The sequence below is a fragment of the Chelativorans sp. Marseille-P2723 genome (assembly GCF_902809845.1).
Lineage (GTDB): Bacteria > Pseudomonadota > Alphaproteobacteria > Rhizobiales > Rhizobiaceae > Chelativorans.
Genome location: NZ_CADDWI010000012.1, coordinates 122,777 through 145,272 on the forward strand (window position 1 = coordinate 122,777; position 22,496 = coordinate 145,272).

Sequence of the window (22,496 nt, forward strand, 5' to 3'; positions counted from 1 at the left end):
AGAAAACCACCAAACCCGCGCAGTTGCAACAATTTCAACTATCTATCCGGCTGTAGGCGTCGACAGGAGCCAAAGCCCGAATATCGTATAGCCGATCATGAGAACTGTCATGGGGAGCTGACTCAAGTTGGCGCGCCGACCGGAACCATAAAGGCGCGAAGCGATGCCATGTGCAAGGATGACCGCCAGCACATGGCCGGCGATGATGGCAAGCGCCTGCGCGTTCCAGATTACCCAGGCAGAATCGGCGCCAAGCACAATACCCGCCTGCACATGAGGTATTGCGGTGCCAAAAAGGTCCCACCCTTTGAAAAACGGGTCGGAGAAGGAGGCAAGCGCGTACTGCCCGTCAACGAGCAGCGCTGTGAGGTAATGGGAGAAGTGATAGGCGAGTGCGATTGGAACGATGGACCAGACGAGAAGGCCTGACGCCCGCAACCAGCCGCGCCCACCTGCAAGCCGCTCACCCGCCCAGGTAGCCAATGCGAAAAGTGTCCCAAGGGCGAGAAACATGGCGAGAAGTCCGAAGGTGTTTTGCGCCACCACCGCGGAGCGGCCCGGAAACTCCAGCGGATTGATGCCAATAGTGCCAAGCCAGAGGAAGGTGCGCATGAATCCGTCGAAGGATACGGAACTCAGCGCAAGCAGGAGAAAGGCGACACCGCTGGGCGGCAAAGGCTCGATACTCGTTAGCTTTCCGCCGGGAACACAGAGGAAGAGCCGGAACCCGTGGCATTCCCTCTTGGCCTCGAAGATCGAAAGCCGCGACAGCAGCCGGAAGAAAACGGAGAGGAACTCCATGCGCGCGGTCCACACTTCGAAGCCGAAGAGGCAGATACCTGCAAAGGTGAAGAACCAATAGATGAAGACGGCTATCGCAAGTCGCGCCGGATCATCCGGAGCGATGTAGACCAGTTCAAACCAGGCGAAAGCGAAGAGCATCAAGACGGCGGGTCGATAGGCCAGCCGGGCGGGCAGCCGGAATGAACCCTTTTCGGGAAGCCCGAGCCGCACCAGCAGCCGCCACAAGCCGTACCATGGGTTGACCCACCCCCAAAGATTGCCAAAGAGCCCGTGAGCAAGCGTCAGCCCCACCCAGAACAGCGTCCAGACGACCAGTGGCAGCGGGTTTGCCAGTGGGTCGCGGCTGCCCCACAGGCCGGCATAAACCAAGGCAGAGAGGAAAAGAAACGACGCAAAGCTTATTCCTGTGCGACCGTCAAAGGGGATACGCAGGAACGTCACGCGCCAGGCGGCAAGCCGCAGAAGTGGTCTTGCTGGCAGGAAGGCGAGTGCCAAAAAACTCACAGCGACAGCGAGCGCCCCTCCAAGCACATAATATTGTGTCGGCAAAAGAAGCACATGCCCCCTATCGGAGGCATGCGCGAACGCGGGCCCGCACAACGAGACCGAAAGGCCCACACAGTAAAGCAACAGCAAGAATCGGTAAAATGTAAGCGCCCTCATGGGCACAATGTGACCGAGAAACGCCGTCGTGAAAAGGAGATGTGCCGGGCTAGAGGGGAATCGGCTCTCTTATCCGGAATGCCCGGAGTAGTTTTTGCTCCCGCGGTCATCTTCGGCTGGCAAGATCATGCCGCCTTCGCTGCCCCCATCGCGGTCAGCCGGGAAATCAGCGAAGCAGCGTCAAATGGTGCTCGCACTTTCGCATCATTGTCGAAATAGACATAGACGTCGCGCCCCGACGCACGTGGTTTCACAGGACCAAGCACGCGGCTTGCGTCCTCCGGCTCACGGCCCTGCGCCCAGGCACATATGCGCGCCGCCCAGCGCCCAAGAGCTTCATCGTCATAGCCGCTCGCATAAAGCTGCTCCGAGCCATGCAACCGGCAATAGACGAAGTCGGCGGTGACATCCATCAGCAGCGGCCATTCCGGTGCATCCGCCACAACCAATGCATCGCCATATCTTCGCAGAAGCGCAATGAATTCCTCCGTACAGAAGCTTGCATGCCGAATTTCAATGGCGTGGTGCAATGGCTGCTTGCCGCGGGCATCGACGAAAGCCCGGCCTTTCATCCGTCCGTCATGCCGGCGGGCCAGCCTGGCCGCTTCGTCCATGTCACGCGGCAATAGTTCGAGAAAAGCGGCAAAACGGTCCGGATCGAACTTCATGCGGGGCGGAAACTGCCAGAGAATTGGCCCCAGCTTCTTCCCCAGCAGAAGCACACCGGATGCCATGAAATTGGCAAGCGGAGCTTCTACATCCTTCAGCCGTTTCATATGGGTGATGTAGCGCGAGCCCTTCACGGCGAAGACGAAATCGTCCGGCGTCTCCTCCCGCCAGCGCGCAAAGCTTTCCGGCCGTTGCATCCCGTAAAAAGTGCCGTTGATCTCGATCGAAGGGAAACGCTGCGCCGCATGGGCAAGCTCCTTACTGTGTGGCAGGCCCTTCGGATAAAAGACGCCCCGCCACGGCTTGTAGGTCCAGCCGGAGATGCCGATGCGGATCGTCCCTTGCTTGCCCATAACGCGTCGCCATCATTACGCCGGTCGCCTGCCGGAACGGGGCGCGCCGCAATTTCGTTCCGAAGAGTTAGGCATCGCGAGCGAGGCGTGGAAGGAAGGTCCTGAATTCGATGGCACTCCACCTAGAAAGGTCAGACCGCTACCGCGTGATTGCCTTGCAGGACAACCACGCGTGTGCCCGGAGGAACGCGCCGGTAAAGATCGATGATGTCCTGGTTCAGCAGGCGGATGCAGCCACTGGAAATTGCCCGGCCGATTGACCAATCCTCTGTCGTCCCATGGATACGGTAGAGCGTGTCGACGCCATTCCTGAAAAGATAAAGTGCCCGTGGTCCCAGCGGATTCGTGATTCCGGGCTCCATGCCCCCCGCAAGATGTGCGTAGCGCTCAGGTTCGCGAGCGATCATGCTTGCCGTTGGCGTCCAGCGGGGCCATTCGCGCTTGTATTGCACAACCGCCGCCCCCTCAAACTCCAGTCCTGCCTTCCCGACGCCAATACCGTAGCGCAACGCGCGACCGTTCTCCTGAACGAGGTAGAGAAAGCGTGCGGCAGTATCGATAATGACCGTTCCCGGCGGCTCGTGCGTTGCATAAGACACTTCCTGCCGCCAGTATTGCGGCTCCACCTGCGAGAGATCCGCCGCCTTTATCGGAAAGGGCTCGTCGTGGATCGGGGCGTACATCATCAGGAAATGCTCCGGAATCGCAGGTTTCTGCGGCACCAGTTCCGGGGTTCCACGGAAGCTGCACCCGCTTGCGAAAGCGGCGGCTGAAAGCAAAAATGCACGACGGGACAACTGAAGCAACGCGGGTTCTCCTGGACCAACTTGGTGTGTGTGAACCTGTCGATCCAAAAAAATGACCAGAGAATGGCTCCGACGATGCAGGAAAAGGTGATCGGGAGATAATTGGCTAATGTTGCAGAAAGGGCGCACAATCTCTCCTCTTTCTATAAGGAGAGGTTCAATTGCCGCCGACGGTTATGCCACCAGCAGTGGTTCAACCAATACTGGCGGGAAAGCCGTTTTGCAGAGGCTTCGCTTTGATGGACGAGGTCCAATCGGAGGGGCCACTTTGGGAGAACCGGAAGGTTGCTCGTGACCAGATTGTCGTTGATCCTGATTTTAGGACCCGCAGAGGCGGCTTAATGCGACACACGTCAAGACGCTCATGGGAGCACTGCGGCGAGGAGGACATCTAACCCGTGTGGTCTTGTGGAAGGCAGAAGGGCCGAGCGTTCTGGTACTTCTCGACGGCAAGCACAGGCTTGCGGCTTATGCGTCCACCGGATGGCGGGGAAAGATACCCGCAAGGATCGTTGAGTGTTCCCGTAAGGACGCCCTGCTGATTGCTGCTGCCGCCAATACCAAGGATGCGTTGCCGCTGTCACAGAGCGAGAGGACGGATGTTGCTTGGCGGCTTGTCCGTGAGCCCAATGCTCATTCACGAAAGCCGAGATTGCGGGGGGCCTCGGGCATAGCCGAGCGAACCGTGACAACGATGCGGGCACGGTGGCGGAAGATAAAAGTGGCCGGAAGGGAACCAACGGGGTTTTGGTTTCAGGATCGAAAGGAAGATACCGGTGATGAGGATTGCCGATCGATGAACGACGCGAGAAGATTGATGCTCTCGCGGTGAAGATGAGGAAGGCTGCCGGACATGTGGCTTTCGCTGATGAGCAGCTATTTGCTGAGGCTCTTGATGCGGCTTTTGGGCGTCGGCTACGTGCCGCCATAGACTACCTTTATCCGCCCGAGGACTTCAATGAATGGCTGGAAATGGAGATTGTCGATGCGTAAGAATGTGACGATGAAGACGATCCCGAGATACCGTTCTAAGGCGCTCAGGGCAACCTAGAGAGGGCAAATTGCCCCCATTCTTTCCCAAATGGATCAGTTGCAGTGATTCCAGTTCTTGCTAAGACTAAGAGAGCTTGGTCGTGGGGGGGGTCATTGCAGATGCAAGTTTTTCTTATCATCGCCTATATCGTCGTGGGACTGGTCCAGCTATTCGCCATTATGGACGGCGTGGCATACGGATTGAACATCGCGAGCTTCTTTAGCTTCTTCATTGCGCTGTTCGTGACTTATGTCCCTCTCTTAGGGTCGCTGCTCGGAGTATATGGCGCTGTGAACGCGTGGGATTGGGGATTGTGGCAAGCTCTTGTGCTATTTTTCTGGTATGTTCCCGTAGCTCTCGCACTTGCATCTGCGAGCGCGGTATTTGATCGTCGGTAAAAGAGTGGGTGTTGCCGCGACAGAGAGTTGGTTTTCTCTCTCTACGAGGAGGAACCGTAAGAGCTTCATTTTAGCGTCACTGCTTTTGTCAGGAGTAATGCTCGCGCTTTCGGCCGCGTTGTGGTTCTTTGCTCCGTCGCAGCAGACCGGTACCACGATTTTTCTACTCTTTTTCATCCCCTACCTCATATGCGCCTATACGCTATCTGCTCAGCGTCTTAGAGACATGAACCTCAGTGGTTGGCTAGCGCTACTGTGGATCCCGGTCGGTGTTGCTGATGAACAATTCGGAGGGGCTGCTTCGCTCGCGTTCCTGATTGTGCTATGCGCCATTCCCGGCACCTCCGGGGTAAATCGGTATGGACCGGATCCGCTAACGGGAGAGTAGGAGCCAGAGCATCTTAACGTTTGCGCCTCCAATTTGTTTGCAGCAGCCGAAAAGATGATGTCGAGAGGCGTTTCGATAAGAGACCCTGGGGTGAGACATGGCTTCTAAAAGTGCAGGAGCTGGAAAACTCGCACTAGCGACAGGCGAAACATAGAAACTTTGAAGGGGTCAGAACGCGGGGCAGAAGGTCAGAACTGACACTAACTTATTGATTTTTATAGTGAATATATACTTGGTGGAGCTGAGGGGAATCGAACCCCTGACCTCATCATTGCGAACGATGCGCTCTCCCAACTGAGCTACAGCCCCGTAATCGCCAGAATGGCGCGCATTTAGGTCTTGCCTGCCGGCCCTGTCAAGCGTGCTGTTGGGCAAGCATGCCTCTTGAACCGATCCGGCGTTCCGAACGCTGCTTCAAGGGGAGAGCCCGCCACCGGTGGACGCCCCCGCGCAGGGCTTGCCGCCGCGCCCGCCAGTGGCTACATGTCGCAAAACTTTGGGAGACCGGCATGCTAGCGCTTTTCCGCACCATCGATCTGGCGCTGAATATATACTGGTGGTTCATCATAGCGGCTGCCATCTTCTCGTGGCTTTATGCCTTCAACGTCGTCAATCCCCGCAACCAGTTCGTGGGCATGATCGGCGACTTCCTATTCCGCGTCACGGAACCAGCGTTGCGGCCGATCCGCAGCTTCCTGCCAGACATGGGCGGCATAGACATCTCGCCCATTATCCTGCTGCTGATCATCTTCTTTCTGCGTCAGCTTCTCTGGACGACGATCGCCCCCGTCTTTATGTAATGTGCGAGCGTGCCTGCCCCGTTATCCAAGGGGATGCTATGGCAAAGCCTCGTGCTGACGCTCGTGCAACGGACCGTGGCGTCAGTCTTTCGATAGCGCGTCGATCTTCCGTTGCATGGCAGCAAGCTGCTCGCGCAGCTCACGGATATCATCGCTGCTCGCCTCACCTGCCTCGCGCGGCGGCTCCTTGTGCTCGCCGTTCTGTGCCGGGCGCGAAGCGGGCGTGAACATTTTCATCGCATTCTGGAACATCTCGATGTTGCGTCGCGTTTGCTCCTCGAGCATCCTCATCGGCGCGTCCATCTGCATGAGATCAACGGGCGTCTTCCCGAATGCTTCCGACATCTGCTCGCGCATTCGCTCTTGCTCACGGGCGAAAGTGCGCATGGACTGCTCTAGAAAGGCAGGCAGGACCATCTGCATCTGATCGCCATAAAACGATATGAGCTGGCGCAGGAAGGAGATGGGTAACATGTTCTGCCTGCTTTTGTCATTTTCCAGCTCAAAGATGATCTGGGTGAGGACGGAATGGGTTATATCCTGCCCTGTCTTGGCGTCCTGCACGAGGAAATCCTCGTTACGCCTTACCATTTTAGCCAAGTCGTCCAGCGTCACATAGGTGCTGGTTCCGGTGTTGTAGAGTCTGCGGTTGGCGTATTTCTTGATGACAACCGGGTCGGCCTTCGCAGGCATCACGGAGCTCCCCTACGCGACAAGTTGCAGGATGGGCCATTACGCACCGGTGGTTGGCGCCGCCCGCTTTCAAGCAGGATAGGCGAAAATGCAACGCAAATGGAAGTGGTTTCGCTGCGCTGCCGCATCGCGCGGAAGAAAGGCCACGCCTGCCTACTTTTTCTGGCCGAACGGATTGCAGCATGACAATCCTCCCGGTACGGTATGCTGCGGTGCAGCGTAAAATTCTCAGGCCCGGAAAAGAGCGGCAAGGCCGCAGGAGATGCCGGTCTGCAACTGACGGAGTGTGGAATGTCCTCATCAAATGCCATAGTCATAGCGGGTGCCGCCCGCACGCCGGTCGGCGCTTTCAATGGCTCTTTTGCTCAGCTTCCGGCGCATGAGCTGGGCGCGGTAGCGATACGGGCGGCTCTTGAACGCTCAGGCGTCGATGCGCAGGAAGTGAACGAGGTTATTCTGGGTCAGGTGCTGACGGCAGGCCAGGGTCAAAACCCTGCGCGACAAGCAGCGATGGCAGCCGGGTTGCCGCAGGAGACCACGGCCTGGGTGCTCAATCAACTGTGCGGTTCCGGCCTCAGAACGGTTGCTATCGGCATGCAGCAGATCGCCTGCGGGGATGCCGATATCGTCGTGGCTGGCGGGCAGGAATCCATGACACTTGCCCCCCATAGCGCCTATCTGCGCAGCGGCGTGAAAATGGGCGAACTTGCCATGGTCGACACGATGCTGCGCGATGGACTTTGGGATGCTTTCCAAGGCTATCATATGGGGATTACCGCCGAGAACGTGGCGCGCGCCTTCCAGATCACGCGCGAGGAGCAGGACGCATTTGCGCTCGCCTCGCAGAACAAGGCGGAGGCAGCGCAGAAGGCCGGGCGTTTCAAGGACGAGATAATTCCCGTGACGGTGAAGACCCGCAAGGGCGACACCATTGTCGAAGACGATGAATATATCCGTCACGGCGCCACGTTGGATGCCATTCAGAAGCTGCGGCCCGCCTTCGAGAAGGAAGGCACGGTGACTGCGGGCAATGCCTCGGGCATCAATGACGGGGCAGCCGCCCTCGTACTGATGCGCGAAGAAGAAGCCGAGCGGCGCGACATTGCCCCGCTAGCCCGCATCGTCTCCTGGGCGACAGCCGGAGTTGATCCTGCGGTAATGGGTACAGGGCCGATCCCGGCCTCGCGCCGCGCGCTGGAAAAGGCCGGCTGGCGCATAGAAGATCTGGACCTTGTGGAAGCCAATGAAGCATTTGCCGCGCAAGCCTGCGCCGTGAACAAGGATTTGGGCTGGAATCCCGACATCGTGAACGTCAATGGTGGCGCCATTGCCATTGGCCACCCAATCGGCGCGTCCGGTGCACGCGTGCTCACAACGCTCCTTTACGAGATGAACCGCCGCGACGCGAAAAAAGGGCTTGCTACGCTCTGCATCGGTGGCGGCATGGGCGTTGCCATGTGCATCGAGAGATGATGGAAACGAGCTTAGGGACGAAGGGATGTTGAACCCGAGGCTCTCCCCTCGGGTTCGCCCATCTCTTTCCACAAGAATAACGCAGGAGTGCACGCCGTCGCAATTTCGGCACCACTCAATCTTGCCGCACGATCGAACACAGCGGCCATTGTAAGCGGCATACTTCGACCTGAGGCGGGATGCACCAGCAGAATTGTCTGCGCAACCGCCATCAGGTGAAGCAGCCCACTTGGACCTGCCGGCCCACAAACCGGCATGTCATTGGTATTCGTGATCTTCCATGCTGTATCGGAAACGCACCTTCCTGACAAAATCAGCGCAGTCGTCCAGCAATCAGCTGCATATCTGCGGCGCACGAAACGCAGCCCCCGACTTGCCGAGCGAAGGAATGGTGGACAAGCTGTGGAAAAACTGTCGACTTCCTGTGGAAGGAAGCAGCGGGAAACATCATTCAAACATCACCCCGCGACGCTTCAGCCATATCATTTTTTCTCGCTTAAAACTCTACACGGAGAACAGTTTAAAGCGGGGCAGTTGCCAATTCGCTTTAGTAACTTAATAACGCTGAAAAATCCGGGGCTATTTCGCGCTTTGTTCCCAAGCACAAAGCTTATAATAACATCGAAGGCAGCCGCATAACTCTTCACCAGAACGCCGATTCAGCATATGCCTCCATAACCATGTTCTCGAACTACATCTTGTACCGAACAAAAAGTGAATCATGTCGAGTCAGTGATTCGTCTCTGATTCGTTCCAGACTCGTTCCGCCGGGCTGCCCAATTGCGTTTTGCCTTTCGCCTTCGCCCTCCCTTTCCTATATCTCTGCGAACGGCGGCGAAGGATCGGCGCTGCCGAAAGCAGGCATGTGAGATGCTGTGAATGAACCTTCAGCTTGAGAAGAGCACGCCCGCCACTCTGGATGGGCGCGGGGTGACTGCGGTTCTCGGACCGACCAATACCGGAAAAACGCATCTGGCCATCGAGCGGATGGTAGCGCATGAGTCAGGCATGATAGGTCTGCCCCTGCGGCTGCTTGCCCGCGAGGTCTATGGCCGGGTTGCTTCGCGCGTCGGCGAGGGCAATGTGGCGCTGATCACCGGCGAGGAGAAGATCGTGCCGCCAGGCGCGCGCTTTTCGGTCTGTACCGTCGAAGCCATGCCCCGCGAAACGGACGCCGCCTTCGTTGCCATAGACGAGGTGCAGCTAGCAGCCGACCTGGAACGCGGACACATTTTCACTGACCGCATCCTTCATCTGCGCGGACGGCAGGAGACGTTGCTTCTTGGGGCGGCCACCATGCGCGGCATCCTGGAAAAGCTGCTCAAGGGCATATCCATCATCACTCGCCCCCGCATGTCGGTCCTTACCTATGCCGGCTCAAAGAAGATCACCCGCCTCCCGCGCCGCTCCGCTGTTGTCGCTTTTTCCGCCGACGAGGTTTACGCTATCGGCGAGTTGATCCGGCGCCAGCGCGGTGGAGCAGCCATCGTGCTGGGAGCACTCTCCCCGCGCACGCGCAACGCGCAGGTTGCACTCTACCAGTCAGGCGATGTCGATTATCTAGTAGCGACGGACGCGATCGGCATGGGGCTCAATCTCGACGTCGATCATGTGGCCTTCGCCCAGAACCGCAAATTCGATGGCTTTCAGTATCGCGAGCTTTCCGCTGCGGAGCTCGGCCAGATTGCGGGTCGTGCGGGCCGCCACGTGCGTGACGGCACTTTCGGTGTCACCGGCCGGGTGGACCCATTCCCTGACGCGCTTGTCGAAAGGATCGAAACCCACCAGTTCGAGCCGGTGAAGATGCTGCAATGGCGCTCCGCCGACATGGACTTCAGCAGCATCGATGCGCTGCGGGCTTCGCTGGAGAGAACGCCAAGCTTTGAGGGTCTGACACGAGCCTTGCCAGCAGCGGATGTCCGCGTGCTGGAGCACCTGTCGCAGGACGAGCATATGCGGAACCTGGCCAGCGGCCATAAGAGGGTGGCCCTCTTGTGGGATGCGTGCGCGCTTCCAGATTACCGGAAGATCGCGCCGGCCCAGCATGCCGATATCGTCGGAGCCGTGTTCACAGATCTGGTCCGCCTTGGTCATGTGGATGAGGATTATATGGCCGCGCAGGTGCAGCGCGCCTCATCGACCGAGGGTGAGATCGATACTTTGTCGGCGCGCATCGCGCAGATCCGCACCTGGACTTTCGTGTCGCACCGGCCGGGATGGCTGTCCGATCCGACACACTGGCAGGAAAAAACGCGCGAAATAGAGGACCAACTGTCCGATGCTCTGCATGAGAGATTGACGAAACGCTTTGTTGATCGCAGGACGTCGGTGCTGATGAAGCGCCTGAGAGAGAATACGATGCCGGAAGCAGAAATCAGCCCCGTGGGAGAGGTCCTGGTGGAGGGCCACCATGTGGGCGAGATGCAGGGATTCCGTTTCACCGCCGACAGAACGGCGGAGGGAGAAGATGCCCGTGCGGTCAAGGCGGCAGCCCAGAAAGCGCTGGCCGCTGAGTTCGAATTGCGCGCCGAGCGCTTCGCTGCCGCGCCCAATGGTGATTTCGCGTTAGGTTCCGACGGAATCCTGCGCTGGATAGGGGCGCCTGTAGCCACGCTCACGGCAGGAGACGATGTCCTCAAGCCAAGACTTGTGCTTCTTGCAGACGAGCAGCTTACCGGGCCTGCGCGCGACAAGGTGGCTGCACGTGCGGAGCGGTTCGTCAACTTCCAGATTGAAAGCCTGCTCAAGCCGTTGCTAGACCTGCGGCAGGCTGAAACACTATCGGGAATAGCCCGTGGCCTTGCCTTCCAGCTTGCGGAAAATTTCGGACTTCTGAATCGCCGCGAAGTTGCCGAAGAGGTTCGCGCACTTGATCAGGAAGCCCGTGCCGCCCTGCGTAGGCTGGGTGTGCGCTTTGGCGCCTACCACATCTTCGTTCCGGCCTTGATAAAACCTGCACCGGCGGGAATTGCCACCCTGTTATGGGCGCTAAAAAATGACGCCAAGGACAAGCCTGGCTATGGTGATATCGTGGCTGCGCTTGCTTCCGGGCGCACCTCCATTGTCACCGATCCCACTTTCGAGCGCGCCTTCTACCGGCTGGCTGGTTTCCGCAATCTGGGCCGCCGCGCCGTCCGGGTGGATATATTGGAACGCCTGGCAGATATTATCCGCCCTGCCTTGGGTTGGAAGCCGGGATCGGGCAAGCGGCCCGACGGTGCCTTCGACGGCGCAACCTTCATCGTGACACCCGCCATGATGTCCATTCTCGGCGCCACGGCGGAAGACATGGAGGCGATCCTTAAAGGGCTTGGCTATCGCGCCGATGCCAAGCCCGCCGATGAAGTGGCCGCGCATATTGAAAGACTGGATCGCATTGCCGAGCAAGATGCAGCGGCGTCCGAGGCGAAGAACGGGACGCAGCCTGCGACAGATCCTGCCAGCACCGATGCCATTTCAGGTGAAGCTGGAACAGGCGGCCGGAATAAGGAATCCTCCGTAGAAGCCAAAACGGATCAGCCAGCAACTTCACAATCATTCGCGGAAGTACCAACCGCAGAGGCAGCTGCCGGCGCGCAAATATCTAACCCCGCGCAAGAAGTGAGCGATGGGGCTACCGCGCCGTCTGCCGAAACGACGCAAGCGGGAACTTGCGAGCCTGGACAGCAGAGTCAACCAGCGCAACCAGCAAATGGAGGTGTTGCAGCCGCTGCTGTCTTGCAGGACAGGCAGGCAGCGTCCCCGGGGGAAGACCAAGCAGCGCCCGACGCACAGGATGGCGAAGCAACCGTTGTAGCAGAGCCTTCGAAAACCGTGTTTCTGTGGCGGCCGGCCCGCTTTGAACGGCGCCGCCCTCCGCGCGATGCCGATAAGGCGAAGAGCGGCAGGCCCAAGGGAAAGCCTCGCGAACAACGGGCTGCTGCGAGCCGCAAGGGCGCGACCCATGTCAGAGATGGACGCAACGTTCAGCAGGGCAAGCAGCCCAGACGCGATGACCGGCGGGTGAAGGTGGACCCGGATTCCCCCTTCGCAGCGCTGGCGGCACTCAGGGATCAATTACGAAAGTAAGGAGCAGGGCTTTTTCTTGTCGGATGACGGACGGCAACGCATCGACAAATGGCTGTTCTTCGCACGAGTGGTCAAATCGCGTTCGCTCGCGGCAAAGCTCGCCCAGGCCGGCCGGATCCGCGTCAATCGTACCAAGATTGACCAGGCGTCCCATATTGTTCGCCCGGGCGATGTTCTGACCATTACGCTCGACCGGCGCATCCTGGTCTATCGCATACTCGGTCCAGGCGTCAGGCGAGGTCCAGCGCAGGAGGCACGGCTTCTCTATGAAGATCTGACGCCCGCACCTGTAGCTCCGAAGGTTCGCCCGCCTCTTCAGCGTGAGCCGGGCTCTGGCCGCCCGACGAAGAAGGAAAGGCGTGCACTGGATGACTTGCAGGGAGGAACCTGACTGCGCTCATGGAACGTTGTTCTCCCGCGACCTCTTGCAGCGGAATGGCGGACCTTGTCATAGCGCGGTAAAGGGTCTACCTCACCGCCGGAAGATACAGTCCGGGAGCCTGCAATGACCTATGTCGTGACTGACAACTGCATTCGGTGCAAATACATGGATTGCATCGAGGTCTGCCCGGTGGACTGCTTCTATGAAGGCGAGAACATGCTCGTTATCCACCCCGACGAATGTATCGATTGCGGTGTGTGCGAGCCGGAATGCCCGGCCGAAGCTATAAAGCCTGACACCGAGCCAGGCCTTGACCACTGGCTCCAGATCAACGCAGAATATGCAGAGAAGTGGCCAAATATCACGGCAAAGAAGGAACCTCCGGCGGACGCTAAGGATTATGATGGCGTTCCGGAGAAATTCGAGAAATTCTTCTCGCCGGAACCTGGAGAAGGCGACTGAGAGTCGCTACCGGACGAAACCTGCTGCCGCGTCGTAGTGACGCAGCGCAGCATTGCTGCCGCGCGTAAGCGCCAAATTGTTGAATCTTTCGACTTTTTGTGTTACCTATATACAGCACCCCGGTGAAAATATCTTTGATGGCGAAATAATCCACCTCGGCAGGCTTTTTTTCCGGACCAAGGCGCACTTGGACTAAGCCACATATGCTGGCTAGGGCTTATTTTCCGGACCTGCGTGGTGGTGCTTCATCATGAGCCGGTATCTGCGCGCGGACGATGTATCCGCCCATCAGGAACAGGAGTTGAAGGCGTATGGCAACCCAGCAAAAAAAGACGGCACAAAGGCAGGGTTTCAAGACGGGTGAGTACATTGTCTACCCCGCGCACGGCGTGGGACAGATCGTTACCATCGAAGAGCAGGAAGTCGCAGGGCACAAGCTGGAACTCTTTGTTATAGACTTCCAGAAGGACAAGATGCGGCTAAAAGTCCCCGTCGCAAAGGCCACCTCCATCGGCATGCGCAAGCTCTCGGAAACGGACTATGTCGACCGCGCCCTCAAGGTGGTGCAGGGTCGCGCGCGCGTCAAGCGCACCATGTGGTCGCGCCGAGCGCAGGAGTATGACGCCAAGATCAATTCCGGAGACCTGATCTCCATTTCCGAAGTTGTGCGCGACCTCTATCGCGCTGACAATCAGCCAGAACAGTCCTATTCCGAGCGGCAGCTCTACGAAGCGGCGCTCGACCGGATGGCGCGTGAGATTGCTGCCGTCAACCGCATGTCGGAGACGGAAGCGGTACGCCTCATCGAGGCGAATCTCAATAAGGGCCCGCGCCGCGGCGCGAAGGCTGATAATGAAGAGACGGAGAAGGAAGAAGCAGCGTAAGCAGTTCTTCCATATAACCTATTTCTTCAACCCCGCCTTGTTCACAAGGCGGGGTTTTCTCGTTTTCGGGATGCTCTAATAGCTGCCTGATCAGGTGGAACCTTTCGGTTTCCCACAGGTTAACGTGAGCGATGCCGGCTACGAGTGCTGGCGTGGCGGCTACCGGCCACGTCTTCCGCCGGGCCGGGATGCAAAGCGGAGCTGCCCGAAATGCAGGAAGATGCCAGGCGGAAGCTTATCAAGGCCGCAATGAAGGCTCCCTATCTGACACGGGAGGAAGAGCATGCTCTTGCGGTCCGATGGAAAGACCATCAGGACCAGGAAGCCCTTCACCGGATGATCATGGCACATATGCGACTCGTCATCGCGATGGCCGCCAAGTTCCGCAACTTCGGCCTGTCGATGAGTGACCTCATCCAGGAGGGGCATGTCGGCCTGCTAGAAGCGGCGGCGCGTTTTGATCCGGCGCGTGATGTTCGTTTTTCGACCTATGCGACCTGGTGGATCCGAGCTTCCATGCAGGATTATATTCTGCGTAATTGGTCGATCGTGCGGGGCGGAACGAGCTCTGCGCAGAAGGCGCTCTTTTTCAATCTGCGGCGCTTGCGCAACAAGCTGCAAAAGCCGGGCGAGCCGGTGACTCCCAGCAAGGAGATCTATCAGGAGGTGGCGCAGGCTCTACGGGTTTCCGAAGCCGATGTAGCGATGATGGATGCGAGGCTTGCCAATTCCGACACCTCGCTCAACGCACCGCTTAAGAACGACAACGACCCGACGACGGAGCGCATCGAGTTTCTTGTCTGTAACGCACCTCAACCAGACGAGGTAGCCCGGGAGAGCATCGACGGCGAGCGTCGCGCGCAGTGGCTGCGACAAGCGCTTGGCACTCTCAACGGCCGTGAACTCACCATCGTGCGAGAAAGGCGGCTTTCCGAGGAGGGCGCCACCCTCGAATCCCTCGGAGCCACGCTCGGTATCTCCAAGGAGCGGGTGCGCCAGATCGAGTCCAGGGCGCTGGAGAAGCTGCGTATGGCACTGATTAAACGCCATCCGGAAGTTGCGGCTTGACACCTTGCTGCGAATTCACGGGAGATTGGTACGGCGTAGTCAGCGTCCGAACGCGCCGCGCACGGCAATCACGGCAAGAATAGAGCTCGCTATCACGTTCCATCCCGCAAAGGAGAGCCCGAGGAAGCGTCCTGCCGCTTCGTCGCAGGCCGGGGGCACGAAGGCATTGAGTTGCTCCAGGAGGTTCTCTGCGCTCGTGCTGATATTGGCGGCTACCGCTCCGCAGTCTGCCGGGCCTTCCCACCACTTCCACTCCACACCGGCATGGTAGGCGCCGAGGCCCGCGCTCCACAGCATCAAAAGCGCGCCTGCCAAGAGCAGGCCACGGGTGAATAATGCGGGCCCGCGCAGGCGCGCCGAAGCCAGTGCCACTAGCATCAAGGGCGCACCGATATAATAGGGAATGCGCTGCTCCAGACACAGCTTGCAAGGAATATATCCCCCAATATGCTCGAAAGCGAGGGCGGTTCCGACCGTCGCTGCCATACCAAGCGCCAGGAAGGAAGCGCTCAATGTCTGCAGCCTGCCGGTGGATGCGAGCAACGTCATCTATGCATCTCAGAATACGAAGCGGATGGCGGCGAAGCCTCCTACTAGCAAAACCATGAAAAGCGTGACGAGGATGCCGAGATTCTTCTCGATGAAGACGCGCATTGGCGCGCCAAACCGGTGGAGCAGCCAGGCCACCAGAAAAAAGCGCATCCCCCTTCCCACGATGGAAACAGAAATGAAAACCGCAAGGTTAAGCCCCGTGGCCCCTGAGAAGATGGTAAGCACCTTGTAGGGGAATGGTGTTACGGCCCCAAAGAAGACGCCCCAGGCGCCCCAACGATTGTACCACTCCGCCACCTCCCGGAATGCTTCCTCCTTGCCGTAAAGGCGAAGGATAGCCACGCCCACAGTCTCGTAGAGGAAGGCGCCGATGAAATAGCCCAGCAGAGCACCTGCAACCGAGGCCATCGTACATACGAAGGCATAGCGGAACCACTTTGCCCTCTCAGCCAGCACCATAGGTATGAGAAGGACGTCCGGCGGAATGGGAAAAAAGGAACTCTCAACGAAGGACACGCCAGCGAGGCCCTTCTCCGCGTGCCGTGTGGAGGCAAGAGCCATGGTGGAATCGTATAGCCTGCGGAGCATCGCCAACCCTTGTTGTAAGCGCCTTATCTAGCCGCCGCCGCTGCCGCGCGCAATGGTGGTTCTTCAATGCAAGCGGTTGACGTGGGCACGCTTCCCCGTATATTCCGCGCCTGCGGGCCGGAAGCGGCCGCGCGCCCCTGTGGCGGAATTGGTAGACGCGACCGACTCAAAATCGGTTTCCGCAAGGAGTGCTGGTTCGAGTCCGGCCAGGGGCACCATTTAAATGCCTGGAGCTACCGACGTTCTGGAGTTGAAGTCCGCTCCTCTAGCGAGCACCGGCGCCGAAGCCCGCGCGGCTGTTCAATTCTGCCCCCAGATCAACCGCAGCACTGGTTCAGGATAGGTCGTCCTTCAACCAGCAATCCTTTGTTCTTCGCACATCGAGCAAGCATCTACACAACAAACGCAGCGGCCCTCTGGCACGTTGATCCACGCTCTTGGAGCCTATCTTTTCGAATGCGCCAGTTGCGAATGTTCGAAGCCGAGCACGACTGGCAGTGCCGCTGCCAGAGGAATGATCAGGTATAGGAGGCGAAAAACAAGCAGCGCGGCCAAAACATCTTCTGGCGCCATCTCAGGCAGGCCAACGATGAACACCAGTTCGAGAACGCCGATCCCCCCCGGGGCATGCGACAAGAGAGCGGCGGAGAAAGAAATGAGGAAAATGCCAAGAACGACGATGAAGCCGGGATTACCGGCCTCCGGCAGGACGAAATAGATGATTGCCGTGGCGGCTAGGAGTTCCATGGGGCCGATAATGAGCTGGCGCAGCACAATCGCAGGCCGCGGATATTCCAGGCGGAGCCGCCAGATGCGCACCTGTGGCAGGCGCAGGATGCTTCCGAACAGATAAAGCGCGATCAGGACCAGCAGCAGCACGCCGGCAAAGGTGGATGCTTCCACGGGCAGAAGGTCTCCGAAGCGTTCGCCAAGCTCTGGTTCGATCACCAGCACAATGCCCGTTAACAGTGCAACGCCCAACCCGAAGGTGAAAGAGCAGAAAGCAACCAGCAAGCCAACTTCGCCACCGGACAGACCCTGTGAACTATAAGCACGGTAGCGCACCGCAGATCCGGAAAGAACGGAGGCACCAATATTGTGGGACAAGGCATAGGTGGTGAAGGAGCACAACGCCACGAAACGCCAGTTTACCTTCCGCTGGAGATGCAACAATGCGATATGGTCGTATCCAGCAAGGGCCGCATAGGCAAGAAGGGTTGCGCCCACGGCCAGAACCCAATCACGAAGCGAGATCGCTTGCAGGCTCTCCCAGAGGCTCTCCAGCGACATTGTCCGCAATTCGCCATAGAGAAGCCAGGCCGAAAAGAGGACGGCCACGAGGCTAATGGAAGGCCATATAAGCTTCTTCATACCAACATCCGTTTGCACGGCCTATTTGCCTGCAAGCACGCACAGCAGCGTTGCTCAGGCTCGCGTCTGCCCCTGCGAGAAAGTTGCAGGCTTGTTACCAATCACTAAGGAAGAGCATCGGCAAGGCGAAAAATCACCCTTGCACGACCGCTCCATGACCACATGCGCAACATAGTCGGAAAATGAACGTGCCGTAGAGTCGCAATTCATCAATGCTCACGCCGTTGGTCCTGCGAGGATAGTACCGCTGCAACACCCACCGGGACAGTACTGAAAACGGATTGGCTCCAGAATTTTGTGACACTTTTCATGCCGGTTTCAATCCATCCTCCCATTCTGGCAATACGCTGATACCCAGCATCTGCGGCAGGTTCCAGGGCTCGATGCGAATGCTATGCCCCCTAACAGAACTTGCGGCAGCACCTATGGCTGTGCAACCATAACAATCTGCGGTCACAAAGAGCTGCTAACTAGCGGCAACCAGCCTGTTTTGCACCCAATCCTCAAGTGTACGAATGCCTGACGAAGAACCATTGAGCAACCCCGTCCGTGCGGAGCCTGAACGCCAGCGCAGACGCAAGATCTCTGAAATCCTTTACTCCCTTGCAGAGGATACGAGCCGGGAGCGCATTTCCGTCGGCGATTTGCTGTCTGCGATGGGGGACAGGGCCTTCGGTCCGCTTATGCTCCTCTTTGCCCTTCCCAATGTGCTGCCTATGCCGCCCGGAGCGTCCGGCATTCTCGGGGTGCCGCTGATCATCCTTGCCGCCCAGTTAATGCTTGGCCGCAAACCCTGGCTTCCACGGGTCATTGCCGGCCGGTCAATGATGAGAGCGGAGTTCGTGACGATGCTCCAACGTGCGGGACCCTGGTTATCCAAGGCAGAAAGGCTGCTGAAGCCCCGCCTTACGATCCTCGTTACTCCGCCGGCCGAGTATGTGATAGGAGCGATCTGCCTGATCCTGGCGATCATTCTTGCGCTGCCCATTCCCCTAGGGAATATGCTCCCTGCCTTCGCCATCTGCCTCTTTAGCTTTGCTATCTTGGAGCGTGACGGCATCTGGATTATCGCCGGCCTGATTGCATTTCTGATCTCGATAACGGTTGTTGGCGGAGTGCTCTTTGCCTTCCTCAAGGCAGCAATCTTCCTCATCAACAACGTGTTCATGTAGTCTCACAGTTACGTGATCCCATGAACCGCCGAGTGTGTCCAAAATGCTTTTCGGAGTTCGCAATGGAAGACAACGGCCCGCATCCTTCGGGCGGGCCGTCACTTCGGCTGCATATCAGCTATAGGGGGAAACGCATGGCCTGCGCGGACCGTTATAGGGCTGGAACGTATTATCCGACGCCCGATAAGAACGATAACGGTCGTAGCACCAGCGGATATGGGCGTTGCTTAGCGTCCCCGGCGGTGCAACAGGCACTTGTTGGTTCAAGGCTCCGCCAATGATAGCGCCAAGCGCAAACGCAGCAGGTGGGAACCACCACCCGTCATAGTAGCGATAGCCAGGGCGCCGGTGGCGGTAGCCACGGTGACCCCGCCAATAGACGATATTGCCGCGTCGTTCGAAACGGTCACGCCGGTCACGGTCGCGATCCCGCCTAACGAAACGGTCGCGCCTGTCCCAGTTGCGGTCTTCAAACCGCCGGGACTGCACCGGTATTATGTCGGACGCGATCCTCGGCGCCTCGGCCGGTGCACTCGGCACCACCAGCGGACCTGCCATAGCCGGCATCGCAGAACCGACACCGAGTGCAAGGGCCAGTGCAACGCACAAGGATGTAGTTGACTTATGCCTCATTGCTGGTCTCCAAGAGGTTGTTTTCTACCGAAGAACCTTTGGTAAAGGGCAATGTTCCGCCTGTGTTACGTATGAACCTCAGCCTTCGGCCGGTGGAGCTGCGCCGTCCCCGCCAACCACTGTTGCCGGAATTTCTTGCCAGCTCGCTAGAGCTGCCGCCCGATGACACCGCCAGCGACGGCTCCTCCAATGCCGCCAATGAGAGCGCCACCGCTACCTGCTACGGCATTTCCGACGACGGCGCCGCTAACGCCGCCAACTGTCGCACCGGCGATGGTCTTCTCCGTGGTGGTGCACCCCGTTGACAGCATCAGCGCGCAACCAAGAAACATAACGGGTACAACTCGCTTCATTGCCTGATATCTCCTTTGGTTGATTGCCCAGCACAAAGGCAGCGACGAGAATTTGGCGGCTCTGGTGTGGCAGGAGCCAAGATTGCTAGGAATTTCCGAATATGATTAAGAATTTCTTCTCCACAGCGAGGGCTGCTTTCCCGACCTCACCAGGCCGCGCAGACGGTTACGCATTGTGCGCAATGCATTGCGCGCCTCGCGATGGAAATGAATTTGCCCTGCTGCCTGATTTGCAAGCCTGTGCGTGCCGGGCGTCAGCCCTATCACGAAAGTGCCTATGGGCAGCCTTTCCGTCCATAACCGGCTCATTACAGGATGATCGGGCGCTGCGCAGGAATCGGTGGCGGTGATGTTCGGGTCCTCCAGATGGCTCGTCGTCACCTCGATCATGAGGAGCGTGCCGGGGGAATAGGCTGCGTAATTCTCGTCATAAGCCGTCTTCCAGGTGTAAGCCATGCCCGCTTCCACGAATACGACAAGGCAGGCTATCGGCTTCCCGTCGAGAGTCAGGGTATGGATACGGCACAGATCACGCTCTGCAAGCCTGTGCACCGCTTCTCTTGCGAAGGCGGCTCGGTAGCGGTCGATGACCATTGCCGTGCGTTCCCTGCCTTTCCAACCCGCAGCCTCCAGCGAAAGGAACGTCTCGATGCCCTGACGGATCTCGTCCGGCTGCCGCGCCATATAATGGCCCAGCGACCCCAGTTCGGAAAGACGACGCTTTAGCCGCCTGAACTCACGATAATGGTGCGCGCGCAGGCTTCTTCTCAGATAAGTTTCGCCGTCAAGATCGCTTTCAAGGAAGGGACGCTCAGTCTTTCCCGCCACGATAAGAGGCAGACCGCGTGACTCTGCGACTGCACTTAAAGCGGCTGCAAAAGGGCCTTCAAGCCGAACCTCCGGAAACACGAAAACTTGCGGCAGCTTCAGATGCGGGCGTGCCAACATCCCGAAGAAGTCTTCCAATACGCCCACTGGATCATCGCCGTCCACCAGCGGCGTGCCAAGCGGGCCGAAATGATGCGCCCACCCACGCATGATTGTGGCGCCGAGCGGGATCTGCGGTTTTTCGACGGAGAACGGCACCAGGAGACGCAACCGGCTCCTTTCTTCATTACCGTCGCGGATGACTGCAAGCCGCACATCACGATCCTCCAGCCGCGGCATGGCTGGAGCGAGGAAGCGTGGATTGAAGAAAACGTTAGGCTCAATGGCGCGCGCGGTCAGATAGTCAAGTTCATCAACAAGATCGAAACCGGCCGAAGCAGCGTAGACCGCAAGCCAACGCGCAGGCCGGTTTGCGGCGTAAAGCTCCAGATCCGCAATTTCTGCTTCTTCCGGAAGGTCCATCAGGCCCTTCACCATCGCGCCAGATGCTGTGCCGCTCATCTCCTCAAGCAACGGGTTGGCAGCCATCATAAAGCCTCCTTTCCAGATGGTACGGGCAGAAAGACGACCATCGCGATACCGAGCTTGCGCCAGACGGTGAGGAAAAGCGCCGTCGACTCGAACGCCATGGCAATGGAAGTCGCCAAAGCTGCACCCCACAGGCCGAGCACGGGAATCAGCAGGAAGTTGAAACCAATGTTAATACCGAGTGTAATGGCATAGACGGCAGCACAGGCGTTCTCATGGCCGCTCATGGTTAGAAGGCTTTCGGCAGGGCCCACAGCCGCCCGGCCGATCACGGCCGCCACCAGCAGGAATAAAAGGGGATAGCCTTCGGAGAAGCCTGGGCCGAACAGCATGAGAATCGGCTTGCCAAGCACCAGCACGACAAGACCCATAGCGAGCGAGGGCCAGAAGGTCCATGAGACTGTTTCCCGGGCAAAGCGCTCAAGAGCCGACCGCTCGCTGCTATGGACATAGGCGGCATATCGCTGCGCCACGCCCGCCTTCACAGCGAAGTAGACAAAATGGACGAGCGCCAGCGTCTTCACCGTAGCGTAATAGACTGCTACGTCCGTGGGCTGCATCATCCAACCCACCATCAGCACATCCGCATTCGTAAGAAGAAAGAAAAAGCTTTCTACCAGGAAAATCGGCAGCGAGACCGCCATCCAATCGCGCCAAAGATACCGCCGGCGGGCTGCTGGCATATTCCGGTCCGCTTGCGGTGCTACGCCGGCAAGTTGCGCCAGACTGGTCAGATATGTGGCAAGGATCGCGGCGATCACCGCGCTCTTGGCGTCCGGGTTATGGCCCGTCAGGTGCAAGATCCATACAAAGAGCAGGATCAGGAGGGGACGCACGAGATAAGTCGGCGTCAGCGCCCACCATGCCCAGGCATTGGCCCTTGCAATGCCCTGAAGCTGGTCGCCGAGCGCTATCATGGGCAGGCAGAAAAGACCCAGGTAGAAGGGCAACACATAATAGCTTTTGATCAAGGGCTCAAACAGCCAGATGCCAAGGATGCCTATTGCCGCTACCGCAGTGGAAGAGAGAAGCACGAAGAGACGGCTGGCGAAGAGTATGCCGCGTAACTCCTCGAAGCGTTGCTTGGCGCGGTACTCTGGTATGAAACGGATGATGGAGGTGTGAAGTCCCACGCACGAGATGTTGCCAAGGAGGATCACCGTCACCCAGACGAGGACGAAGATGCCGTACTCGAAGCCGCCCATATAACGGGCGAGCAGCACCTGGCTTAAGAAGGCTATCAAGGCGTTGGCGATGCGCAATCCGAATGCGATGAGCGAAATGCGCCCGGCCTCCCCACTCGCATCGGCAGTCCGCATCAGCACATCCAGCCGAGCAGCGAATGGCGCCGCCCGCTCCGCCAGCCAATGTGGCAGAAGTCGCTCGACCACCGCTGCCGCTGAAAAGCGCACGCGTAACATACCCCTCGCCTTCAACAATACCCCCGCCTTCTAGACAGAAAGTCTT

21 protein-coding genes and 2 tRNA genes are annotated in these 22,496 nt (G+C 58.5%); 11 read left to right on the plus strand and 12 right to left on the minus strand.

Annotated elements, in window-relative coordinates:
• Positions 1-42: 42 nt before the first annotated feature.
• From HUS57_RS10605 to HUS57_RS10615, 3 genes are all read right to left on the minus strand, one after another.
• Positions 43-1,362, minus strand: a complete 1,320-nt coding sequence (locus HUS57_RS10605) for a hypothetical protein (RefSeq protein ID WP_348640570.1) — start codon at positions 1,360-1,362, stop codon at positions 43-45.
• A gap of 230 nt (positions 1,363-1,592) precedes the next feature.
• On the minus strand, positions 1,593-2,489 hold the full coding sequence (locus HUS57_RS10610; RefSeq protein WP_173933499.1) for a DUF72 domain-containing protein: 897 nt from the start codon (positions 2,487-2,489) through the stop codon (positions 1,593-1,595).
• A gap of 131 nt (positions 2,490-2,620) precedes the next feature.
• The gene (locus tag HUS57_RS10615) at positions 2,621-3,175 is read right to left on the minus strand and encodes a L,D-transpeptidase (protein ID WP_173933776.1); all 555 of its coding nucleotides are present in this window, start codon (positions 3,173-3,175) and stop codon (positions 2,621-2,623) included.
• Between the two features lie 906 nt (positions 3,176-4,081).
• Between HUS57_RS10615 and HUS57_RS10620 the strand changes: the two genes are divergently transcribed.
• Together HUS57_RS10620 and HUS57_RS10625 are read left to right on the plus strand one after the other, a co-directional pair.
• Positions 4,082-4,288: a hypothetical protein gene (locus tag HUS57_RS10620; RefSeq protein ID WP_173933501.1), complete on the plus strand. Its 207-nt coding sequence runs from the start codon at positions 4,082-4,084 to the stop codon at positions 4,286-4,288.
• A 159-nt stretch (positions 4,289-4,447) separates the two neighbouring features.
• Positions 4,448-4,726, plus strand: coding sequence for a hypothetical protein (locus tag HUS57_RS10625; RefSeq protein WP_173933503.1), 279 nt, complete (start codon positions 4,448-4,450; stop codon positions 4,724-4,726).
• Between the two features lie 621 nt (positions 4,727-5,347).
• On the opposite strand, the gene HUS57_RS10635 is transcribed toward HUS57_RS10625, so the two are convergent.
• Positions 5,348-5,423 (minus strand) — tRNA-Ala (locus HUS57_RS10635).
• Positions 5,424-5,623: 200 nt separating this feature from the next.
• Between HUS57_RS10635 and HUS57_RS10640 the strand changes: the two genes are divergently transcribed.
• Positions 5,624-5,914 carry a YggT family protein gene (locus HUS57_RS10640; RefSeq protein ID WP_173933507.1) on the plus strand — a complete coding sequence of 97 codons (291 nt, stop codon included), beginning with the start codon at positions 5,624-5,626 and terminating at the stop codon, positions 5,912-5,914.
• Between the two features lie 81 nt (positions 5,915-5,995).
• On the opposite strand, the gene phaR is transcribed toward HUS57_RS10640, so the two are convergent.
• On the minus strand, positions 5,996-6,607 hold the full coding sequence (gene phaR / locus HUS57_RS10645) for a polyhydroxyalkanoate synthesis repressor PhaR (RefSeq protein ID WP_173933508.1): 612 nt from the start codon (positions 6,605-6,607) through the stop codon (positions 5,996-5,998).
• Between the two features lie 291 nt (positions 6,608-6,898).
• Here phaR and HUS57_RS10650 point away from each other — a divergent pair, with 291 nt between their 5' ends.
• The 6 genes from HUS57_RS10650 to HUS57_RS10675 all read left to right on the plus strand — a co-directional run bounded on the left by HUS57_RS10650 (position 6,899) and on the right by HUS57_RS10675 (position 14,944).
• Positions 6,899-8,080, plus strand: a complete 1,182-nt coding sequence (locus HUS57_RS10650; protein WP_173933510.1) for an acetyl-CoA C-acetyltransferase — start codon at positions 6,899-6,901, stop codon at positions 8,078-8,080.
• A gap of 879 nt (positions 8,081-8,959) precedes the next feature.
• On the plus strand, positions 8,960-12,148 hold the full coding sequence (locus HUS57_RS10655; protein ID WP_173933512.1) for a helicase-related protein: 3,189 nt from the start codon (positions 8,960-8,962) through the stop codon (positions 12,146-12,148).
• A gap of 16 nt (positions 12,149-12,164) precedes the next feature.
• Complete coding sequence (locus HUS57_RS10660) at positions 12,165-12,539, plus strand: RNA-binding S4 domain-containing protein (protein WP_173933514.1); 375 nt, start codon at positions 12,165-12,167, stop codon at positions 12,537-12,539.
• Positions 12,540-12,653: 114 nt separating this feature from the next.
• Complete coding sequence (gene fdxA / locus HUS57_RS10665; RefSeq protein ID WP_173933516.1) at positions 12,654-12,992, plus strand: ferredoxin FdxA; 339 nt, start codon at positions 12,654-12,656, stop codon at positions 12,990-12,992.
• Positions 12,993-13,303: 311 nt separating this feature from the next.
• Positions 13,304-13,876 (plus strand): CarD family transcriptional regulator, encoded by a 573-nt coding sequence (locus HUS57_RS10670; protein WP_173933518.1) that lies wholly within the window; start codon positions 13,304-13,306, stop codon positions 13,874-13,876.
• 210 nt (positions 13,877-14,086) lie between these two features.
• Entirely contained in the window at positions 14,087-14,944 is an 858-nt protein-coding gene (locus tag HUS57_RS10675; protein WP_173933520.1) for an RNA polymerase factor sigma-32, read from the plus strand.
• A 39-nt stretch (positions 14,945-14,983) separates the two neighbouring features.
• On the opposite strand, the gene HUS57_RS10680 is transcribed toward HUS57_RS10675, so the two are convergent.
• Complete coding sequence (locus HUS57_RS10680; RefSeq protein ID WP_173933522.1) at positions 14,984-15,493, minus strand: disulfide bond formation protein B; 510 nt, start codon at positions 15,491-15,493, stop codon at positions 14,984-14,986.
• Positions 15,494-15,502: 9 nt separating this feature from the next.
• Positions 15,503-16,084 (minus strand): YqaA family protein, encoded by a 582-nt coding sequence (locus HUS57_RS10685; RefSeq protein ID WP_173933524.1) that lies wholly within the window; start codon positions 16,082-16,084, stop codon positions 15,503-15,505.
• A gap of 133 nt (positions 16,085-16,217) precedes the next feature.
• Between HUS57_RS10685 and HUS57_RS10690 the strand changes: the two genes are divergently transcribed.
• A tRNA-Leu gene (locus HUS57_RS10690) sits at positions 16,218-16,302 on the plus strand.
• A 226-nt stretch (positions 16,303-16,528) separates the two neighbouring features.
• Here HUS57_RS10690 and HUS57_RS10695 read toward each other — a convergent pair.
• A complete protein-coding gene (locus tag HUS57_RS10695) occupies positions 16,529-17,455 on the minus strand; it encodes a YbhN family protein (protein ID WP_173933526.1) in 927 nt (308 codons plus the stop codon).
• Positions 17,456-17,988: 533 nt separating this feature from the next.
• Here HUS57_RS10695 and HUS57_RS10700 point away from each other — a divergent pair.
• On the plus strand, positions 17,989-18,627 hold the full coding sequence (locus HUS57_RS10700) for an exopolysaccharide biosynthesis protein (protein ID WP_246727840.1): 639 nt from the start codon (positions 17,989-17,991) through the stop codon (positions 18,625-18,627).
• Between the two features lie 114 nt (positions 18,628-18,741).
• On the opposite strand, the gene HUS57_RS10705 is transcribed toward HUS57_RS10700, so the two are convergent.
• The 4 genes from HUS57_RS10705 to HUS57_RS10720 all read right to left on the minus strand — a co-directional run bounded on the left by HUS57_RS10705 (position 18,742) and on the right by HUS57_RS10720 (position 22,441).
• Positions 18,742-19,260, minus strand: coding sequence for a BA14K family protein (locus tag HUS57_RS10705; RefSeq protein WP_173933529.1), 519 nt, complete (start codon positions 19,258-19,260; stop codon positions 18,742-18,744).
• 146 nt (positions 19,261-19,406) lie between these two features.
• Positions 19,407-19,613: a glycine zipper 2TM domain-containing protein gene (locus HUS57_RS10710; protein WP_173933531.1), complete on the minus strand. Its 207-nt coding sequence runs from the start codon at positions 19,611-19,613 to the stop codon at positions 19,407-19,409.
• A gap of 105 nt (positions 19,614-19,718) precedes the next feature.
• Positions 19,719-21,029, minus strand: coding sequence for a GNAT family N-acetyltransferase (locus HUS57_RS10715; protein WP_173933778.1), 1,311 nt, complete (start codon positions 21,027-21,029; stop codon positions 19,719-19,721).
• Positions 21,029-22,441 carry a lipopolysaccharide biosynthesis protein gene (locus tag HUS57_RS10720; RefSeq protein ID WP_246727850.1) on the minus strand — a complete coding sequence of 471 codons (1,413 nt, stop codon included), beginning with the start codon at positions 22,439-22,441 and terminating at the stop codon, positions 21,029-21,031. Before HUS57_RS10720 ends, HUS57_RS10715 begins: the two co-directional genes overlap by 1 nt.
• Between the last annotated feature and the right edge of the window lie 55 nt (positions 22,442-22,496).